Raw genomic sequence first — 1,259 nt, forward strand, 5'->3', positions numbered from 1 at the left:
GGGACTGCTGAGGGTTTGGTTGACTTCTGACCTGTGAGGATCAGCCTCGCGGGTGGAAGGATATTCATCATGCCAAAGGCCTTTCCTGAAGAGTTCCGCCGCGACGTGGTAGCGGTCGCCCGCAAGGGCGAAGCACCCCTGACCAGGATCGCCAAAGACTTCGGCGTCTCACCCGCTGCCCTGCACCGGTGGCTGAAACAAGCCGACGAAGAAGACGACCCCAGGGCCCGATCAGCGAAGGAAGAGTCCCTGGAACTGCGCGAGGCCCGCAAACGGATCAGGCTCCTCGAACAGGAAGCCGAGGTCATGCGCAGGGCCGTCGCGTACCTCTCCCGGGACGTCAACCCAAAATGATGTTCCCGCTGGTCCGCGAACTGGCCGCTGACGGTATCCCCGTCACGGTGACCTGCCGGGTACTTGGATTCTCCACGCAAGCCTTCTACAAGTGGAAGGCCAACCCCATTCCCAACCGGGACTGGGACGAAGCACACCTGATCAACGCCGCCCTCGATATCCACGCCGATGATCCGGCGTTCGGGTACCGGTTCATCGCCGACGAGCTCAACGCCGGCGCTATCCGGGTAGCCAGTGAGCGGCGCATCTGGCGGCTGTGCTCCACGAACGGGATCCTGTCGGTCATCCACCGCAAACGGGTCGGAGGACGCCAGGCGGGCCCACCAGTCCACGATGACCTGCTCGAGCGGGACTTCACCGCCGCGGCCCGGGACACCCGGTGGGTCACCGACATCACCGAGCACCCCACCGGGGAGGGCAAGCTCTACCTCTGCGCGATCAAAGACCTGCACTCGAACCGCATCGTGGGCTACTCCATCGACGGACGGATGAAAGCCTCCCTCGCCGTAGCTGCGCTGACCCACGCGGTATCGCTCAGAAACCCGGTCGGGACCATCGTGCACTCGGACCGAGGCAGCCAATTCAGGAGCCGGAAATTCGTCACCGCACTGCACGCCAGCGGACTGCAAGGCTCGATGGGCAGGGTCGGCGCGTGTGGTGACAACGCCGCGATGGAATCCTTCTTCGCCCTGCTGCAAAAGAACGTCCTGAACCGCAAACGGTGGGAAACCCGGCAGGAACTACGCCTGGCCATCATCACCTGGATCGAACGGACCTACCACCGCCGGAGGCGGCAGAAAGCCCTCGGCAGACTGACCCCGATCGAATTTGAGACAATCAATAACATGGCACTAGCCGCTTAGAAACTATCAACCCCACGAGTCAACCAAACAGTGGGCAGTCCC

At 62.9% G+C, this 1,259-nt stretch carries 1 protein-coding gene; it reads left to right on the forward strand.

The window, feature by feature from the left end:
- The first annotated feature begins 69 nt into the window (after positions 1-69).
- A protein-coding gene (locus tag FQ377_RS14685; RefSeq protein ID WP_148601899.1) for an IS3 family transposase occupies positions 70-1,217 on the forward strand; the annotation gives its coding sequence in 2 pieces (ribosomal slippage) (positions 70-349 and positions 349-1,217; 1,149 coding nt in all).
- The last annotated feature ends 42 nt before the right edge of the window (positions 1,218-1,259 follow it).

This window comes from Arthrobacter echini, assembly GCF_008107445.1.
Lineage (GTDB): Bacteria > Actinomycetota > Actinomycetes > Actinomycetales > Micrococcaceae > Arthrobacter_D > Arthrobacter_D echini_A.